We start from the raw sequence: 18,869 nt of genomic DNA, 5'->3' as shown, positions 1-18,869 counted from the left end.
GGTCGGCAATAAACAGATACATTCGCTTTGAATACGCCACTTGCTAAGTCTCTTTCAGTTCTGCTTCATCCACTTCTGATGCCCACGTTATTGTTGGGCATGTTGTTTTTTACCACACCAGCCGTTGTTGGCGTCGATATGTTTCCCCCGCCCGTTCGCCTAACTCTTTTGGGGTTTGTGGGTATGACTACTTTTGTGATTCCTGCCTTGGGAATTTACTATTTATACCGAGCAGGTTATATTCAAAGTCTCCACTTAGATAACCTTGCCGACCGACGCCTTCCGTATTTTATTACAGTGTTGCTTTACGGCTTTGCGACGTATTTTTTTCGGTACCAACTCGCCCAATTGTCAGAGTTAGCCCCCCAAATTAGCATCGTTCTTGCCAGTGTAACAGTTTCCATCGCTCTGGTAGCCATTATAAGTTTAAACTGGAAAATTAGCGCGCACGGCACTGGCTTTGGTGGGTTGTTGGGTGCTACTTTTGGTATAGTTATCAAATTTGGAGAACACATTCTCCTCTATCCTCTTTTAGGGTTAATTGTACTGGGAGGACTTTTAATGAGTGCACGCCTTCACCTCAATGCCCACACACCTGCTCAAATTAGCGCGGGCGTTTTGCTAGGTTTGGTGGTAAGTTTAGCAACTGTTTGGTGGTTTGTCTGAGATTATTACATTTACGTATTTTCTGCTTCATCCTAAACCTAAAAACCATGTTTGAGTATTTAACCTACGAAGTAAACGATGGCGTTGCCCGCATTACGCTCAATCGCCCTCAAGTATATAATGCTTTAAGTGCAGGTTTGTTAAAAGAAATAACGCGTGCCATTGAAACTACAGCCACTGACGAAACAGTACGTGTGGTGGTCATAACAGGCGCTGGCGATAAAGCATTTTGTTCGGGTGCTGACCTGAAAGAAGGAATGGGAGGCGCCAATAGCCTGGGTGATTCGTTACGACAAAACTACAATCCGCTTATTTTAGCCATACGGTCATTGCCCAAACCCGTCATTTGTCGGCTCAATGGCATAGCGGCGGGGGCTGGTTGTTCGCTTGCTCTGGCCTGCGACCTTGTCATAGCCACCGAAGAAGCTTATTTAAGTCAAATTTTTGTCAACATCGGCCTCATGCCTGACGCTGGCTCTACCTTCTTTTTACCTCGATTGGTCGGAATGCAAAAGGCTTTTGAAATAGCCAGTACTGGTCGAAAAGTATCTGCCATAGAAGCCGCTCAGATTGGGCTGATTCACAAAGCTGTACCTGCTAGCGAGCTAGATGTAGAACTTGCCGACATTGTTTCCTATTACCAAAACGCTCCCACAAAAGCCATTGGAGCAATGAAACAAGTGATGAACCAGGCCATGTATTCTACCCTCGACCAAATGCTTGAGCTTGAAGCGACCCACCAAGACCAACTTGGCCGTACGCACGACGCAGCGGAAGGAATCATGGCTTTTTTGCAAAAACGCAAGGCTGCCTATCGTGGAAAATAACTTCCTCAACATAGAACCATTATGCTTATCCGAATCGTACGAATGACGTTTCAGCCTGAAAAAGTGGCTGATTTTTTAGATGTTTTTGAGCAATCGAAAGAAAAAATCAGAGCCCGTCAAGGCTGCCATCGGCTAGAACTTTTACGCGACTTAAATCACCCCAATGTTTACCTTACATACAGCTATTGGGACGACGAAGCTGCCCTAAATGCGTACCGAGATTCTGAATTATTCAAAACAACTTGGGCCAAAACCAAGGTCCTTTTTGCGGACAAGCCCACGGCCTATTCCGTCGAACGATTACAGGAATTGGCATAAAAAAAGGAGCTGCTAGGCAGCTCCTTTTTTTATTGTTCTTCATTTTTAATCAATCTTCAAGACTTTCAATGTCTGACTTTTCGTAGCTCCTACTACTTTTAAGAAATACATACCAGCCCCCTGTGTTGTTACATCCAAGGTTTCTTTGTGTTGGTTTGTTTCAGCAACAATCGTTTTTGATTGTACTAAACGACCCGAAATATCCGTAAACTGAAGATCAAATGTTTGGCCTTTGCTTTCATTGATTTGTACACGTAGGACATTCTTCACTGGGTTAGGCATCACTTCGGCCAATGTACCATTATCTGATGTTATTACCCCTTCTCGCGCTGCTCCTTTGCCAGGACCTTCTTCCGAAACCACTCTGAACCAGTATTCTTGGTAAGCCAATACTTTTCCTACAGCTAGGCGTCTTGAAGGATAAATACTCCCCTCCCCTTTTGCATCCCAATAGCGCACACTTAGCTTGTACAAACCTTTTGGAAGCCCTTCATCATATTTGTTGCCTCCGCTTCCATTATCTTCATAAAAACCATACGCAGGGTGATTTTGAGCATATAATTCTGTCCAACCTCCGCGATTGGCATACATAAAATAAGGCGCATTGTTTTCGTGGGTATTGAAAGAACGCAGCAACCCAGTTTCTGGTGTTACCGACATATCAAATGTCAACGACCCACTTGTCCCCAATGCACATACTTCCGCATTAATTGTCCAAAAACGGGGAGCCATTTTATTAACCCGCTCAGTAAAGTAAACCGTAGGGTTCGTTTGCAAACTTTTGTCTAGCGATGGTCCCGCATCAGGTGTAAGAAACTGGCCCGCCCATGCTAATTTGTTATCTTCCTTGGTTGCTGACTGACTTTGTCCAACGTTAATAATAGTAATATCAAATGCTTTCCAAAGCACTTCTTTAGGCGCACTTGCAGTCGTTTCACAACCATTAGGAAAAATACATTTTACCCAATATGACTGACTAACCACGTTATTAAAGGCCACTTTAAAGCTACTTTCCTGAACACCCGTATTCCAAAATGCTACCGAAGGGGCAGGGCAGTTAGAAGAAACCGTCACTTCCGTTCCAGCACATACTATATCTGAACTCACAGTTACTACTGGAGCGCTGGTTGTAGAGAAATAAGTAAAAGTGACCGTATTACTTGCCATACTTAGGCAACCTGTTGCTGATAGACAACGCGCAAAGTAGGAAGTAGTAGCCGTTGGGGTCTGTGCAGGTAATGAGCTAATGGCCTGCTGGGTAGTAGCATCATACCATATTGTTTGAAGCGCTCCGCAAGAAGTAACTCCCGTCATTGCTGTTGATGTTCCACAACCATTCATTGGGCTAATACTCACCGTAGGAGCCGCCAAAGCTGGCGTCAGACGTAAACTCATCACCGCTGATTCTGACTCAATACAAGAAATTGTCCCGTCCGATTTACGACAACGAACGCGGTAATTATGTACTGCGCCATCTGCCATTTGCGTAGGTACAACCGACGAATAATCACCTCCATCAACAGAATATAAAACAATTTCTCCCGCCCCACAAGTTGCGTTAAAAGTGAGGGTATTTCCTTCAATATCGCAAACATTTTTTGATTCACCCGCTGCAATGGTTGTTCCGTCCGCCACCATCGACACATTTTGAGGAACAGCAGCACGATACTGTACTGCGACATTGATTATTCCTGAAAAAGTTGATGAACAAGCTACGTCGCATGAGGCTTGATAACGATAAGCAACGGCATCCGACGGCTGAGTAGTTGGTGGCGTTTCACTCCAATTACCCCATACTCCATTTCCTACTTGAGTACGCCACATCAGTGTGCCCGTTACGCAAGAGGTAGCCACCGAGAATAACAAATTATTGACTGGATTTGCGTCAGCATCACAAAGAACAGTTGTTGACCCTTCGATAAATGTTTGGGTATTCAACAGTAGGCTAATGGTAGGCTTGCCATTAATGGTCACTATGGCATCTCCTGTCTGATTTTGTCCGCAGTTTGCGTCACTCACGCTGACTAAAGTATAGGTATAAACGCCTGCCGTGGTAGTTGGCACAGTCACCGTAGCCGTATTTCCTCCACTCGTAGTTACTTCTTGGGTCAAACCACCATTAATTGTGTATTTAAACGTATAATTCCCTGAACCATTGGCACCTGTAAAAGTAATAACAGGTGCTGTTGCATCTTTACAGAGGGTTGTTGTTCCCGAAATCGTCGCCGTTGGGATTGGGTACGCCACTAAAACGGCCGAGCCAGTCATCGTCGAAGAACAGTTCGTCGTTGCGTTTACTGCCTCTACGGTGTAAGTGCCCGCTTGAAGGATGTTTCCAAATGAAAGCGGATTCCCTGTCCCTGCCACCGTAGAAATTAAATTTGCACCTTCCATGAGTTTGTAATTTACCCCTGTTTCAGAACCACTTAAAGTCACTTCTAAACCTAGTCCGTTGGGGCAAAAACTACCACTACCTGCTACCGTAAATAAACTTGGATTGGCTGGGGCCGTCAATGTGGCCGAAAAAGTTATATTTTCTGGAACACAACTACCACTCAAAGTAAGGGCATAGGTTCCTGCTCCCAACCCTGTCAAGGACAGCTTGCCCGTAGCATCGCTGGATGCTGTTACATTGACCGTTGGGCCGCTAGTTGAAGTTACCGTATAACTTGTAGAGGCGTGCAAGCCCGTAATATCGATGATTCCATTGGTAGGCACACAGGTTGTGAGATTGGTCGCAGCTGTAGCAAAAACAGGATTTCCTGACCCAATTGTGAAAGTTCCACCGTTTAAGTTTTGAACAATTCCAGCATTGGAACTAATGCCACTATTTCCACTCGCATTTTCAATTATTTGCCCTGAATTAGAGAACGTTCCTGCGTTGGCAATCACACTATTAGATACTAATTTTAACAAAGCACCGCAACCATTGTTGTCAAAAGTAGCTCCAGAAGCATTGTTAACGCCCGTTCCTGCTACACTAGCCAACGCCTCAATGACAACTTTAGCATTATTCGTAAAGGTTCCTGCAAGGTTGTTTAAGGCATTCCCTGTTGCACGATCGATACTGATTTCACCACCTGTGTTATTGTTAAATGTAGCAGTATTGGCCAACCCTGTAGCACCGACATTATCAGCACTACCAATCGTAATTTTAGCTGCGTTTGTAAACGTCCCCAATAAGTTTGAAAGGCCAACAAGGGTCGTTTTATCCACTTTTATTTCGCCCGCCGTATTATTAAAAGTAGATGAATTTACAATACCTGTTGGTGAACCGCTGTTTGTTCCACCGATTGTAATGCTTCCTTCATTGGTAAAAGTACCACCAGGAAGGTTAGAAATACTTGTAAGGGACGCGCGGTCAATCAAAATAGAAGCGTTGGGTTTATTATTAAACGTAGCGGTGTTTGACAAAGCCGTTATACCACTACCGTTATTTGCACCTAGTTTTATGGTGCCTTCGTTTGTGAAGGTATTTGTTGTATTACTGATGCTATTGGTCGTGGCCCGGTCTATTTCTAAGACTCCCTTATTATTAAATGTAGCAGTGTTAAGGATGGACACCAATCCGCCAAGACTAATTGAACCTATCTTAATAGTACCTTCATTAGTCAGCGTAGAGCCATTGCTAATACTATTTGTCAGCGCTCGGTCGATGGTAATCGTTCCCATTGATTTGTTATTGAAAGTATTACTTCCACCAATCAAAATCCCCGTAGCACCAATATTTCCAGTGCTTCCTATTGCTATTTTCCCTTCATTATTGACTGTACTCCCACTCTCGGTTGTAAATCCACTCACCGTCGAGTTATCAATTTTTAATTCTCCAGTTGTTGGCTTATTGTTAAAAGTTCCAACATTTCTAAAGCCTAGTCCAACTCCCAAACCAGGTGATATTGTTATTACACCCGAGTTATCAATTGTCCCCAAATTATGAACCGAGGCTGAAATAAGCCCAATCACCCTATAATTACTCGTCGTAAGCGTTCCAGTAGATGCAATCGTTAAAGTCGCTCCACTTTGTACCTCGACAGTTCTCGCATTAGCAGTAGCACTAATTTTAGGTTGATTTGACGGAGCAGCAGGAATTACCACATTATTTGAAGAAGTAGGAACAGTATTCCCACTCCAGTTTGCAGCAGTATTCCAATCATCGCTATCCGACCCGTCCCATGTTCGTGTTTGCCCAAAAGCAATACTACAGAGAAGACAAAACAACAAGCACAAAACCATCTCCTTTTTGGGAGTCATTGTTAAAAGGGCGCCCCGGTAGGCGTCTCGGAAAGTAGAAAAATTGTCCATACTTTTTCTTGTTAAAAGTAATGAGAAGAGATTGAATAAATTGATTTATAGAATGTGTAAGTGGCACTACAAAAGCACAAAAGAGAGACATTGTGTACTTTAGATACCAAAGATACACAATGCCTCTCTTTTACTTATGCTAAAAAATGTAAACTTATTTAGCGGTATGGTATATGTTTACATACGAATGATAAACCCATCGGCATCCAAATGCGCGGGGAAACGCGTTCGAAAAGCAGTCAATAATTCTTTCTGTAATGAATAAATAATAATGCTTTCCTGCCCCGATGTCCGCTCCAAGACTTCCCCTTTAAAATCAACCACTGCGGAGTCGCCTGTGTGTGGAATACCATTCCCGTCATTCCCTACGCGGTTGACCCCAACAACATAACTCAAGTTTTCAATGGCTCTGGCTTGAAGTAGGGTATTCCAAACGTGGCTACGAACGGCGGGCCAGTTGGCAACGTACATCAGCAAGTCGTATTCCAATGAAACGTTACGTGACCAAACGGGAAAACGTAAATCATAACAAATCAGCGGGCAAATTCTCCAGCCCTTCCATTCTTTGATAATACGCTTGCTACCAGCCTCGTACGACTCATGCTCCTGCGCCATTCGGAACAAATGTCGTTTGTCATAATAGTCGTATGTACCATTTGGTTCCACCCAAAGCAGGCGATTTAAAAAGTTCGTTCCTTCCTTAGCAGCAAAACTTCCCGTCACTACTGCGCCAGTTTGCGCTGCCATTTGCTGCATCCATTTCGTGGTAGTCAGGTTCATGAGCTCGGCTACCGACGCAGGATTCATCGTAAAACCCGTTGTAAACATTTCGGGTAAAACGATGACATCCACTTGTTCGGTGATGTTGGCTATTTTTTCTTCCAATGAAGCTAAGTTAGCTGTTGCGTTTTCCCAATATAAATCGGTTTGAATCAGCGCTACTTTTAAATCCATCTTATTGTATTTTTTAGACCTTCCAATTTTTAAAACCTTGGAAGGTCTTTTTTGGGTTATTTCAATTCACTCGCTTTGATTTCGCGCTGCCACTGTTGGCTTCCTTTAGCATCGTAAATTGTTACTTTTAGTACACGGTCCTTTTCTGGCCCTGAGATTTCAAACATACCAAAATTGCGCTTGTTTTCTACATTCGTTCCTGCCACATACGTTTCGGTTGTTTTTTCTGCATCAGCTGGTTTTCCCGCCCCCGACGTCAGCGGCGATACTGTAAAATCGTACAATGGATATGTACCAAAGCGATTCAGACGATGCAACACCGTGTGATGGCGGTCACCCGTTAGAAATAGTACCCCAGGAATGTTCGCCTCAGCTATTTTTTGAAGCAACAACGCCCGCTCTTCGCCATACGTTGCATAATTTTCAAACAAAGCGGCCGTGTTGAGGATTTGCCCACCTGTAACAATAAACTTGAACGTCGCCTTACTTCCAACCAAGGCATCCATCAACCAACGAAGCTGTTCTTCCCCAAAATACGTTCGGTCATCTTTTCGGTTATTGGGAGAACGAAACCAGCGGTCATCCAACATAAAAAACTGGGCATCCCCCCACTCAAAAGTACTCGTACAAGCCCCTTCAAATACGTAATTAGGATTACCCCAAAACAAACGAAACGCCTCTGAAGTCATATTTTTTAAAGCAAAACTACGGTCTGAGTCGTTTGGCCCAAAATCGTGGTCATCCCAAATGGCGTAGTTGTGGGTAGAGGCTAACAAAGGCTGCAACTGAGGCAACGAACGCGTGTGGGTATTGCGATACAACACGCCCGTACGGGTGTTCCAATCGGGTTCGCGTAGGTAAGTATTGTCGCCACCCCATACCATAAAGTCAGGTTTTTGTTGGTATATAGCAGTATAAATGTCATAATCACCCCCGTAAGCAGAAGGGCGGTCGTAGGGTGCGTCATTAACAAAGGCACAGCTTCCAAAGGCAAATTTAAAAGCTGGTGGGTCGGTACGCCATTGCCACAACGTTTGACTTTGAAACGAAAGTGGATAGCTAAAACTCATTTTTTTACCATCAACCCACAGTTCGTAATCGTATTTTTTACTGGGCTGCACTTGGTCGGCGATTAGTTTTGCCACAAACGCTTTGTCTTTTTGGGTCAATACCTCCTCTGTACTCATTTTTTGAGTGGAATTTCCTTGTTCCCAGTACATAAATTTTACTTTGGCCGCTTGTTTGGTCTGAACCCAAAGCAAAACTTCACGCATTTCGGAATAACCCACCATGGGTCCCGATTGAACTTGCGCAAAGGAGCGGAGCGCAATAAAAAGACAGATTAGAAGTGATGAAGATTTTTTTATCATGATTAGGTAGATTTTTGGTGCAAGTTAATACAAACACCTCTTGGTCGCCGCTTGCGGAGTTTAACATTTTATGAAAGATTTGTTTTTTGCCAAAGCAACTGGCATCCACTATCTTTGCGGCTCGAAATTTCAGTCCATGCAGATTATCAACCACCAATACCAGATTCAAAACGTAGCTGTTCTTGACATTGCACAGCAATTTGGCACACCGCTATATGTGTACGACGCCAACAAAATCGTTGAAAAAATCGACGAGCTTAAAAGCGCTTTCCCGAACGTCAAGCTTAAAATTAAGTTTGCGTGTAAAGCGCTCACCAACGTTTCGATTCTGAAACTTATGCGCCAAAACGGGGTTGAAATCGACGTCGTTTCTCCCCAAGAGCTTCAACTCGCCCTCCATGCAGGTTTTGAAGGGACACAAGTCACGTTTACACCCAGTGGTGTTTCGTTTGACGAAATCGAGGCAGCCGTCGAAACAGGCGCTATTATCAACCTCGACAACTTAAATGTGCTCGAAAAATTTGGCCAACGCTACGGCAATCGTGTGCCTTGCATGATTCGTATCAAACCCAACGTTGCCGCAGGAGGAAACGCCAAAATAATGACCGCCCACGAAGGCTCTAAGTTTGGGATTGATATTCGTCAACGCGATGAAATTTTAGCAATCGTCGAAAAATACAATATCAACGTCATTGGTCTTCATCAACACACAGGCTCGGACATCAAAGAAGCCGAAGCCTTTGTGAAAGCTGCCGATGTGATTTTTGACTTTGCTCATTCTTTCCCAAATCTTCAAATCATAGATTTAGGCGGTGGTTTTAAAGTAGCCTACAAAGAAGGCGATTACACGACTAATATGCCCGAATTAGGCGCAAAACTGAGCGAAGCCTTCTTAAAACTGAGCGAAACACTGGGTAGAGAGCTCCAACTTTGGTTTGAACCTGGAAAGTTTTTGGTAAGTGAAGCTGGGGTGCTTTTGGTACATGCCAACATGGTAAAACAAGCCCCTGGACGTACTTTCGTAGGGGTAAATTCGGGATTAAATCACCTTATTCGTCCAATGATGTACGATGCTTATCACCACATTGTCAACGTATCAAACCCTGAAACGGAAAGCAAAGGCACGTACGACGTCGTAGGATACATTTGTGAAACAGATACCTTTGCCAAAGACCGAGAACTAAACGAAGTCCGCGAAGGGGATATTCTGGCACTGCTCAATGCAGGTGCGTATGGGTTTACCATGAGTAGCCAGTACAATAGCCGTTTTCGCCCTGCGGAAGTACTCGTCTATAACGGCCAAGCTCATGTAATTCGTGAACGCGAAACGATGGACGACATTCTAAGAAACCAAGTGTTGCTTGCGTTTTAAAAGATTGCCCAATAATGCTAATCTAAATTCTAATCAATAAAATAAAGTTACCCAATGGGACGCGCGTTTGAATACCGTAAAGCTAGTAAGCTAAAGCGTTGGGGGATGATGTCTAAGACGTTTACCCGCATCGGAAAAGATATTGTAATGGCCGTAAAAGCAGGTGGATCTGACCCTCAAAACAACTCACGTTTGCGGGCAATCATCCAAAACGCCAAGGCGGCAAATATGCCTAAAGATAACGTAGAAAGAGCAATCAAACGGGCTACTTCTAAAGACCAAGAAGACTATAAAGAGGTAGTTTTGGAAGGAAAAGGCCCACACGGAATTGCGATTTTGATTGAAGCCACCACCGACAACAACAACCGAACTGTAGCCAACGTACGTAGTTATTTCAACAAACTTGGCGGCTCTTTGGGGATTTCGGGAATGCTTGATTTCTTGTTTGACCGTAAATGTGTGTTCAAAATCGCCAATACTGGCATTGACTTGGAAGAATTAGAATTTGAATTGATTGATTTTGGCGCCGAAGAACTTTTCATCGACGAAGAAACCAATGAAATCAACATCTATGGCGAATTTACTGCCTTTGGTGCCCTTCAAAAATACTTGGAAGAAAAAGGCTACGAACTGAAAGGGGCAGAATTTACGCGCATTCCGACGGAGATGAAAGAGCTCACCGAAGAACAAGCAGCTGAAGTTGAAAAGCTTATTATGAAAATTGAGGAAGACGACGACGTTCAGAACGTCTATACCAATATGAAGTAAAATGCTGTCGAGTTCGGAATGAGTGAATAACAATCTATCCATTCGCTCATTCCGAACTCCAACCATTATTTACAATTCAACTCGTACGAAAACACCGTTTCTCGGAGTGTATTATCGCTTGATTTAAACTTCATTACGACTTGCGTCGGCACCCGTTTGGTATTGTACTGATACGAAACTTCCACACTCTGTCCCCCCGTCACGTACGTCAGCGGGTTTCTTCGGCTATGTGGACGCCCATTTAGAAGATTCACCACCTGCATCCCTTCCGCAAACGCATAAATATTTACTTTGTCGTCGTAAGAACCGTACTCGGCCACCAAGCTATCTGTTTGGCTCAATGGCTTACGAATAAACCACTTTTTGACGTTTGCCGCCGTATCGTATTCCCACTTTGACGTAAGACCTGTTCTTGATTTTATTTCCGAAATTCGGTTGTTTGTTCCGTAGGTAATTTTCAACGAATCTTCCAGCTTAGGCCCTGAGTTATAGACCCTAAACGGTCGAATCGTTTTCAATTTTGAATCGCGGTCGTAGTCCAATTCATAAATAAAGCTATTGTCTTTGACAGCCAAATTTGTCTCACGAATACGAATGAGTCGGGTTTTAGAAGTGTATTCAAAAGTATATCTTTTGATAATTCTGTTGTTTGGTTCGATACCCGCATATTCAACCATTCGCTCTAAGCGACGGGTTGAGTCAAATTCGTACGTACGCAGTAAAATTCCATTCACTTTTTCGTTGAGTAAAATACACGAAGACAAGGCCGTAGAGTCAATGGGTTCTACATCTTCTCCCCCTCTTGGACGGCACGCGTCAATCAGTGCGACGCCTCCTAGCAAAATCACTAGAACCGCCCAGTAATATCTTGATTTATCTAACATATCTATAGGTTGGTTATGACCAAGTCAAAACTATCTTAAATCTCCATCAAAAAAAATGCCAAGTCTTACCTTTATTACGTATTGGGGCTTTTTAGGTAAAATACCCTCAAAAACCAATCAAGCAGGATGTTTCTAATGAAGTTCACCTCGCTCCACAAAAAAAATGCCTAAAATAATATTTCCTAGATTTATTTTAGCAAAATGGTCTGCCCCTTTGAACAAACGAAAAGAGGGATGACCAACGGCCATCCCTCCCACACTACACAAATGATATTTTATTCTCCTTGGCGACGAATCCGACTTGCTCCCGACGCCGACGACTGAAGGTTGGGAATCGAACCTAAGTTTGCTTTACTAACGCCCGAAGCTTCCACGTTGGCATTTTGAATCTGCATTTGTTCAGTATCAAGCATACAAGCACCCGATAAATCAGCTTCAAGGGTATTGGCCCTGCCGTGGAGTTCTACCTTGGATGCCCCCGAAACATCTAGCTTCAGTTCTTTTACATTGACATTAATCAAGGTTTTTGACGCTCCCGAAATCTCTACTTTCAAATCATTACTATTGGTAAATCCTGTTATTTTGGTCAACGTTGCCCCAGACAAATCGACCGATTCAAGTTTAGGCATCGTGATGGTAATACCCACCCGCTTATTATTTCCAAACAGTTTGGCTTTTTTACGATTTTCGATTTTCAAAACCCCGTCATTTACTTTGGCTTCAACCTCATCCAAATCTTCCTCACGGCCATCGGCGGTTACTTTAAACTCGGTTCCTTGTTCTATCTTAACCACAAATGCCCCACCTACTCTCACTTTGTCAAAACCACTGAGGTCAAATTGTTTTACCATTTCCCCCCTAGCCTCAAACGATTTATCAAACGCATCGTTCAAACCTGATTCGATTCCTCCACTGATTTCATCAATGTGGCTATCATTGTCGCCGTAACTTCCATCGTGTTCTTCCTTTAAAATGGGGCGATCAAGACAAACCAAGCCAGAGTCTGATTTAATAGTCCACTTCAACGTTTTGAATATTTCATTATTTACCTCCAAATCGTATTCGTATTGGCTGCGCTGACGAACTCCCCAAAAGTGATTATAGAAATCGCGGGTCATCTTAAACGCCTTATTGTAAGGCAAATAGAATTGCATTCTCACATTCTGTCCTCTAAAGCGCGGGGCTTTGTCTGACAACATAAAGTCTTCATCGAATACAATCGAAGAGTCGCTTTGTTTTACGTTGTAAAGGATATTGGAGGCATTAAACTCCGCATCTTGACGCGAACGTCCTTGCGAACGAAATTCAAGCTCTAACTTCGCATCTGTTCCATCGTAGCCATCCAAATCTAGGTGGGTATTGTTGTAATTATCGCTGTCGCCGTTGTCATTCAACTCCAGCAAAATAGGGTTTGCAGGCAGTTTGTAGGTTTGTACTTTTTCTACGCTACCATTCCGACGGAAGTTTGAACCGTACCGTACACCATAGACGGTGCTTCCGATGATTCCAACCAAAAACAGGCCAAGCAATGTTTGCCAAATAGAGGCTGTAAATTTGTTTTCTTTCGTCAACAACGATACCCCCAGCCACGCAATAATTGCAAAAGGTGCGCCAATCGCCATGAACAAGAACACGTAGGCAACGGGTGTCACTTCACCAAAAAAGAAGTTGAGCGGCATAAAATCGCTATCAATCGACCCAAAATCCCACGTTCCTAAGCCCAGTACTGCAAACAACGCAGTGATGAGACCAATCAGCGCAGTTGCCCCTACCATTACTAAAATTAAACCTGCAAAAATGCGCATTACCACTACCAAAAATCGCATCAAAGGCGTCAATCCACTAAAAATGGCCGCAATGGCACGGAAAGGCAAAAGCAACAGTTTTGTCAAAATGCTTTCTTCTTTTTGTTGTTCAGGCTGAAGGGCTTTTTTGACGTTTGTTTCAATGTTTTCGAGGGTAATAGGCTGACCCGTCATTTCCATTTTTTCGGTCAAAGTATTGGCCCTCGGGGTAATGAGCCACAAAACGATGTACAACAATAACCCCGAGCCAAACAATAAAATACTCAACACCCACGCAAACCGAACCACACCTAAGTCCACCCCGAAGTAGGCAGCTACCCCAGAGGCTACCCCTCCTACTACTTTTTTATCGGGATCGCGGTAAAATTTCTTCAAATTTACGTCTTCCTCCAGCGTTGTTGATCCTGGGAAAGCCACCCAACACGCGATATAAAGAACAAAAATAAATCCGCTGATAGGGCCAAATATCTCTTCTGCTCCGTCTCCAATCATGCCACCTCCAGCGGGAAGCCCTAAGAAGAAGAACAAAAAGATTAAACGAATCAAAAGTGGATCGGTGTTGAAATAATGGGCAATACCTGCACAAACTCCACCAATCAATTTACGTTTGGTATCTCTTACAAGTTTTCTAGGAGCAAACGGAGTTGCTGGTGTTTCAACAGTTACTTTTTCACGCTTAGGCTCGTTCGAGGCGTCCATCGTTTCTTTTGGCTCTGCCAAATCTTCCTCCTCTTCGATGGCCTCAAAATCGGCAACTGTACCCATGCTTTTGATAAGCTGCTCCACGTCGTCGAGGGCAATTACCTGCTGTTCGGCTGATTTTTGTTTGGTTAAAAACTTTTCGGCGATGCGGCCTTCGATGTCAGAAATGATTTCTTTACTGTCTTCATACGACGAAAAATACTTCTGAATGGAGTTTAGGTAATTTTTTAATTTATCGTATCCGTCCTCTTCAATATAAAAAATCAGACCGGCGATGTTGATGCTGATAGTCTTTTTCATGGCAAATCTAGTTAGTAGATGACTCTTTGTTTTCGTTCTCCAAATGCTGCGTTTTCTGCACAATCGTATTGACCGAGTCTGAAAGCTCGCTCCACGTTTGCTGCATTTCGTCCAAAAACTTTTTCCCCATTTCGGTCAGTACGTAGTATTTACGTGGCGGCCCCGACTGCGACTCTACCCATTTGTAGTCGAGCAAACCCGAATTTTTGAGGCGAGTCAATAACGGGTAAAGCGTTCCCTCAACGACCATAATTTTGGCGGAGGTGAGTTCATCAAGCATATCTGAGGCATACACCTCACCGCGAGAAATGATGTGCATAATGCAAAATTCTAGAATCCCTTTTCGCATTTGCACTTGAGCGTTCTCAATATTCATGCTACTGTCATGTTTTGGAATTTTTTGATTAAACGTCATGGCTGAATTTTTTAGAATGATAAGTTAAGAGTGATAAGTGATGAGTAGTTTGCCTCAGCTTATCACTCATCGTTTATCACTTATCACTCAGCACTTCCTTTTTTGTTTTCAATTGGCTGTTAATTGGTAATCCATGGTACAAAGCTAATATAAGGTACTTTGTGATGCAAGGTACTTGGCTAAAATATTTTCAAAACTCACTGAAACGGTAAAATTCAAGGATAAACGGCAAAATAATGTACTATCTTTGTTTCTCATCATCACAAAAACCATTTCCATGTATTCCTTCAACATCAAAGAGGTCGTTTCAGTCACGCTGATTCTGTTCTCTGTCATTGACATTTTGGGGGCAATTCCCATTATCATCGACCTCCGAAAAAAGGCAGGCAGCATCAATGCCCGCCGAGCTACCTTGGTTTCGGGCGGCTTGATGATTGCTTTTCTGTACGTTGGGAAAGAAATTTTGAAGCTTTTTGGGGTCGATGTTGCCTCCTTTGCCGTTGCAGGTGCCCTGATTTTATTCTTGATTGGTCTTGAAATGATTCTTGGGCGAAACATCTTCAAACACGACGCCGTTCATACCAATGCCACCTCTATCGTTCCTATTGCTTTTCCCATGATTGCAGGGGCAGGTACCATGACCACCATTCTTTCCCTCAAAGCCGCTTACCAAGAGATAAATATCATTGTTGGCATCCTCATTAACCTTGTTTTTATTTACCTCGTACTTCGTTCATCGGCATGGATTGAGCGCCAACTAGGTGTAGCGGGCACTGACGTATTGCGCAAGATATTTGGGTTAATTCTCATCGCCATTTCCATCAAATTATTTAGAAGTACACTATAGTGCTGACATGCTTGAGGTTTCTCACAAGTGCTTGAGGTTTCTAAAAACCTCAAAAAGGGTTGCTCACAACCCTGTGAATCACGCAACATCCTCTGGTTTTGAGAAACCAGAGGCACACAGGGAGGCTCACAAAAGTGCTTGAGGTTTCTCAAAACCTCAAAAAAGGGTTGCTCACAACCCAGTGAATCACGCAACATCCTCTGGTTTTGAGAAACCAGAGGCACACAGGGAGGCTCACAAAAGTGCTTGAGGTTTCTCAAAACCTCAAAAAAGGGTTGCTCACAACCCAGTGAAACGCGCAACATCCTCTGGTTTTGAGAAACCAGAGGCACACAGGGAGGCACACAATAGTGCTTCACGAGTGCTTGAGGTTTCTCAAAACCTCAAAAAGGGTTGCTCACAACCCCGTGAAGCGCGCAACATCCTCTGGTTTTGAGAAACCAGAGGCACTCAAATGCTCATAACCCCGTTAATGATACAGTTTCTTAACAAAATAAATGATATGTGGATAGAACAAAACAACAAGCTAGTTCGTGAATACGAATTTGAAGACTTCAAAGAAGCCTTTGCTTTTATGACCAAGGTAGCCGAAGTAGCCGAAGCCATGAACCATCACCCATGGTGGTCCAATGTTTGGAACAAAGTAACAATTGAGCTCACTACCCACGACGCAGGTAATGTAGTTACTGAAAAAGATGAAGCACTCGCCGAAGCCATTGAAGCTATTTTTGACGAGATGTAGCACAAAAAAAGCCCTCTCCGCAAAGCAGAGAGGGCTTCTGTCACTCTAAGCAGATAAAAAAATACCTTAATTGAGTAACTTTAATTTCAAGTCATTCAGTTGTTTACGAATCGAGGCATCTACCTGGCGATCGCCCACACGAAGGATATACCCTCCGATTAACTTATCATCCACTTTCTCCTCCAGCTCTACTGTTTTACCAGTAGCTTCTGCCACAATGGTAATGAACTGCTTACGCAACGCATCCGTCAATGCAGTAGAAGAAGTGATGTAGGCTTTCACAATGCCTTTACGCTCATCGTACAATTTGATGAATGCGTCGGCAATGCTGTGCATGATACCTTCACGGTTTTTGTGAGTGATGATATTGAAGATACCAAAAGAAACAGGATCTACTTTATCTTGAAACACTCCTTTAAGTATAGCGAGTTTTTTATCATGGCGAACGACGGGGCTTTTCAAAGCCAACATCAGCCCACGATTATCGTCGGAAACTGTCTTAAAAAGAACCATGTCTTTGTAAACAGTTTCCACTACATTTTTTTCTTCTGCTAAGTCAATCAGCGACTTAGCGTATCGTAAAGCTACGGTAGATTCAGACATTTGTTTCGGCGCTTAGTTAAGTCTAGCTTCTTTTGCCAAATCAGCCACAAGTTGTTCTTGTGCCGACTTATCGCTCAATTCTTTGCGAAGTACCTTTTCCGCAATTTCAAGCGAAATGGTTACTACTTCTTTTTTCATTTGGGCAACAAGGGCAGCACGTTCGTTGCTGATGGTTTCGCGGGCATCTTCGATGATACGCTTACCTTCTGCTGTTGCTTTGTCTTTCGATTCTGCAATGATACGATCCGCCGATTCTTTTGCTGCTTTCAAGATGCTATCGCGTTCTGCGCGGGCTTCTGCCAACAACTGTTGGTTATCAGCTTGCAATTTTGCCATATCGGCACGCGTCTTTTCAGCCAAGTCCAAAGCGCTTTGGATTTGGTGTTCGCGCTCGCTCAAACTTGACAAAATTGGCTTCCAAGCAAGTTTAGCCAACAAGAACAACAAAATTCCGAAGAATACTAATTGCCAAAATATGAGGCCGAGTTGGGGGGTTACTAATTCCATGATATTGAAATAGCTTATGAGTTTCTATTTACTAATCATTCTCCAGAAGCTTGCCTACTGCTTGCAACTGGAGAATGGTCTATCTTTAAGTAGTTACTAACGGATGCTGGTACCTAATGTACACAACGGTCGATAACCACTTTTTGGTAGGACGATGAATTACTTCAACAAAACTACCAACAAGGCGATAACGGCACCGAAGAGGGCAACGGCTTCAACGAAGGCCGCAACGATCAACATAGCACCTTGAATCTTTCCAGAAGCTTCTGGCTGACGAGCGATACCTTCCATAGCTGAGCTACCGATACGACCGATACCCAAACCTGCACCGATAGCAGCAAGACCAGCACCGATAGCGGCACCCATGTAACCAAGTGATGCGCTGCTCTGAGCGGCTTCTTGAAGCAAAATGTTAAGCAACATGATTGTAATTGATTATATATGAAAAAATAAAGTTTACAAAAATTAGTGGTGGTGCTCTTCTACCGCCGCACCGATGTACGAAGCAGTAAGTACCGTAAAAATGTACGCTTGCAAAGCCGCTACCAACAACTCAATAAGGTTGATAAAAGTAGAGAAGATGGCAACCGCTGGGCTTACCGCAAGACTTTCAAAAATGAAAATCATGCTCAAAAAGCTTAATAAGATAATGTGACCCGCCGTGATGTTGGCAAAAAGACGAACCATCAATGAGAATGGTTTCATAAACAAACCAACAATTTCTACGGGAGTAAGGATAATCAACATCCATTTTGGAACGCCTGGCATGGCAAAAATGTGCGTCCAATACGTGCTTTTACCATTGAAGTTGACAACGATGAACGTAATCACCGCAAGGGTCATTGTCACGGCAATGTTACCTGTTAAGTTGGCGCCACCTGGAAGTAAACCCAACAGGTTGTTAATCCAAATAAAGAAAAACAATGTCAACAAATAAGGTGTAAAACGACGGTAGTGTTTTTCACCAATGTTGCTTTTAGCTACTTCGTCACGGATAAAAATGATAATCGGCTCAAGAAGTGATTGCAAACCTTTTGGCGATTTTCCAGTGCGCTCCTTGTACGACTTGGCAACTGTCAAGAAAATAGTCAACAACAAAACAAAGCTGAGAATCAACGACGCTACGTTCTTTGTGATTGAGAAATCTTTCACGTGTGAGCCGTCTAAAGCTGTAATGTGTTCGTGCTCTAGTTTATATCCTTCGTAAGTTCCGTCTTCGCTGTGGTAGAAGTGGCTTGAAGAGAAAACTTTGAATCCTTTGTTTTCATCATAAATGATGATTGGAAGCGGAATTGAAATGTGCGTGTGACCGATGGTTGCAAAATGCCACTCGTGGCCATCTGCAACGTGGTGCATAATCATTTCACCTGCGTTAAATTTCTCTTTCTCACCGTGTTTGTGAGGTTCTTCGGCCATTACTTGCGGCGATACGATGGCCGCTAAAAATAAGAAAAGTACAAATAGACGGATTGAAATATGTTTCATTA

The 18,869-nt window shown here is 43.3% G+C and carries 17 protein-coding genes; 7 read left to right on the top strand and 10 right to left on the bottom strand.

Annotation, left to right across the window (positions count from 1 at the left end; translation table 11 throughout):
* Positions 1–27: 27 nt before the first annotated feature.
* The 3 genes from DTQ70_RS03450 to DTQ70_RS03440 are packed head-to-tail and all read left to right on the top strand — an operon-like array spanning position 28 to position 1,811.
* Positions 28–666 (top strand): hypothetical protein, encoded by a 639-nt coding sequence (locus tag DTQ70_RS03450; protein ID WP_229600064.1) that lies wholly within the window; start codon positions 28–30, stop codon positions 664–666.
* 47 nt (positions 667–713) lie between these two features.
* The gene (locus DTQ70_RS03445) at positions 714–1,493 is read left to right on the top strand and encodes an enoyl-CoA hydratase/isomerase family protein (RefSeq protein ID WP_122929514.1); all 780 of its coding nucleotides are present in this window, start codon (positions 714–716) and stop codon (positions 1,491–1,493) included.
* A 21-nt stretch (positions 1,494–1,514) separates the two neighbouring features.
* The gene (locus tag DTQ70_RS03440; protein WP_122929513.1) at positions 1,515–1,811 is read left to right on the top strand and encodes a putative quinol monooxygenase; all 297 of its coding nucleotides are present in this window, start codon (positions 1,515–1,517) and stop codon (positions 1,809–1,811) included.
* Positions 1,812–1,856: 45 nt separating this feature from the next.
* Here the strand turns inward: DTQ70_RS03440 and DTQ70_RS03435 are convergent, their stop codons facing one another.
* The 3 genes from DTQ70_RS03435 to DTQ70_RS03425 form a co-directional block, all read right to left on the bottom strand.
* Positions 1,857–6,062 (bottom strand): T9SS type A sorting domain-containing protein, encoded by a 4,206-nt coding sequence (locus DTQ70_RS03435; protein WP_164489840.1) that lies wholly within the window; start codon positions 6,060–6,062, stop codon positions 1,857–1,859.
* Between the two features lie 228 nt (positions 6,063–6,290).
* Complete coding sequence (locus DTQ70_RS03430) at positions 6,291–7,067, bottom strand: amidohydrolase (RefSeq protein ID WP_122929511.1); 777 nt, start codon at positions 7,065–7,067, stop codon at positions 6,291–6,293.
* A 56-nt stretch (positions 7,068–7,123) separates the two neighbouring features.
* Positions 7,124–8,437: an alkaline phosphatase gene (locus DTQ70_RS03425; RefSeq protein WP_122929510.1), complete on the bottom strand. Its 1,314-nt coding sequence runs from the start codon at positions 8,435–8,437 to the stop codon at positions 7,124–7,126.
* A 136-nt stretch (positions 8,438–8,573) separates the two neighbouring features.
* Here DTQ70_RS03425 and lysA point away from each other — a divergent pair, with 136 nt between their 5' ends.
* Both lysA and DTQ70_RS03415 read left to right on the top strand, forming a co-directional pair.
* A complete protein-coding gene (gene lysA / locus DTQ70_RS03420) occupies positions 8,574–9,809 on the top strand; it encodes a diaminopimelate decarboxylase (protein ID WP_122934255.1) in 1,236 nt (411 codons plus the stop codon).
* A 54-nt stretch (positions 9,810–9,863) separates the two neighbouring features.
* Positions 9,864–10,577, top strand: a complete 714-nt coding sequence (locus DTQ70_RS03415; RefSeq protein WP_122929509.1) for a YebC/PmpR family DNA-binding transcriptional regulator — start codon at positions 9,864–9,866, stop codon at positions 10,575–10,577.
* Between the two features lie 65 nt (positions 10,578–10,642).
* Here the strand turns inward: DTQ70_RS03415 and DTQ70_RS03410 are convergent, their stop codons facing one another.
* The 3 genes from DTQ70_RS03410 to DTQ70_RS03400 form a co-directional block, all read right to left on the bottom strand.
* Positions 10,643–11,461: a hypothetical protein gene (locus DTQ70_RS03410; protein WP_122929508.1), complete on the bottom strand. Its 819-nt coding sequence runs from the start codon at positions 11,459–11,461 to the stop codon at positions 10,643–10,645.
* A 275-nt stretch (positions 11,462–11,736) separates the two neighbouring features.
* Positions 11,737–14,268: a GIN domain-containing protein gene (locus DTQ70_RS03405; RefSeq protein ID WP_122929507.1), complete on the bottom strand. Its 2,532-nt coding sequence runs from the start codon at positions 14,266–14,268 to the stop codon at positions 11,737–11,739.
* Between the two features lie 7 nt (positions 14,269–14,275).
* On the bottom strand, positions 14,276–14,644 hold the full coding sequence (locus tag DTQ70_RS03400; RefSeq protein WP_122934254.1) for a PadR family transcriptional regulator: 369 nt from the start codon (positions 14,642–14,644) through the stop codon (positions 14,276–14,278).
* 316 nt (positions 14,645–14,960) lie between these two features.
* Between DTQ70_RS03400 and DTQ70_RS03395 the strand changes: the two genes are divergently transcribed.
* Together DTQ70_RS03395 and DTQ70_RS03390 are read left to right on the top strand one after the other, a co-directional pair.
* Positions 14,961–15,530, top strand: coding sequence for a MarC family protein (locus DTQ70_RS03395; protein ID WP_122929506.1), 570 nt, complete (start codon positions 14,961–14,963; stop codon positions 15,528–15,530).
* A gap of 502 nt (positions 15,531–16,032) precedes the next feature.
* A complete protein-coding gene (locus DTQ70_RS03390; protein WP_122929505.1) occupies positions 16,033–16,272 on the top strand; it encodes a 4a-hydroxytetrahydrobiopterin dehydratase in 240 nt (79 codons plus the stop codon).
* A gap of 66 nt (positions 16,273–16,338) precedes the next feature.
* Here DTQ70_RS03390 and atpH read toward each other — a convergent pair whose 3' ends face one another.
* The 4 genes from atpH to atpB all read right to left on the bottom strand — a co-directional run bounded on the left by atpH (position 16,339) and on the right by atpB (position 18,867).
* A complete protein-coding gene (gene atpH / locus DTQ70_RS03385) occupies positions 16,339–16,875 on the bottom strand; it encodes an ATP synthase F1 subunit delta (protein ID WP_122929504.1) in 537 nt (178 codons plus the stop codon).
* Between the two features lie 12 nt (positions 16,876–16,887).
* Complete coding sequence (gene atpF, locus DTQ70_RS03380; protein ID WP_122929503.1) at positions 16,888–17,382, bottom strand: F0F1 ATP synthase subunit B; 495 nt, start codon at positions 17,380–17,382, stop codon at positions 16,888–16,890.
* Between the two features lie 159 nt (positions 17,383–17,541).
* Complete coding sequence (gene atpE, locus DTQ70_RS03375) at positions 17,542–17,805, bottom strand: ATP synthase F0 subunit C (RefSeq protein ID WP_028527130.1); 264 nt, start codon at positions 17,803–17,805, stop codon at positions 17,542–17,544.
* Between the two features lie 42 nt (positions 17,806–17,847).
* A complete protein-coding gene (atpB, locus tag DTQ70_RS03370) occupies positions 17,848–18,867 on the bottom strand; it encodes a F0F1 ATP synthase subunit A (protein ID WP_122929502.1) in 1,020 nt (339 codons plus the stop codon).
* Positions 18,868–18,869 lie beyond the last annotated feature (2 nt).

It is taken from the genome of Runella sp. SP2 (assembly GCF_003711225.1).
Taxonomy (GTDB): Bacteria; Bacteroidota; Bacteroidia; order Cytophagales; family Spirosomataceae; genus Runella.
The sequence above is the reverse complement of the archived record's forward strand: the minus strand, read 5'-3'. Positions and strand labels throughout refer to the sequence as shown.